1 protein-coding gene is annotated in these 247 nt (G+C 43.3%); it reads right to left on the bottom strand.

The annotated features are described in order from the left end of the window. Window positions 1-247: transposase (locus ACYQ2O_RS13790; RefSeq protein WP_459771615.1), on the bottom strand; the 247-nt coding region annotated here is incomplete at both ends.

The following is a 247-nucleotide window of genomic DNA, read 5'->3' as shown; positions in this document are numbered from 1 at the left end:
GGACTTGCTTTTTGGCTCGCTCCGAAAGCACCTTTCGGATCAATTTTAAGACGACCGTCTGCCACTGTTTTCTTAGTTTGACGTAAGGAATATAGTCATATTGCTTCCATTTCCCATCCTTTGTCACAAGCATATGGATATGAGGGTTAAATTCTAGTTTAGATCCAAAGGTATGAAGAGCGGAGACAATACCAGGTGTGACACCTAACGATTCGAACCATTCATTCAAAAGCCGTCCGGCTTCGTC

This window comes from Alkalibacterium sp. m-11, assembly GCF_054658155.1.
This window is presented reverse-complemented; position numbering and strand designations above follow the sequence as displayed.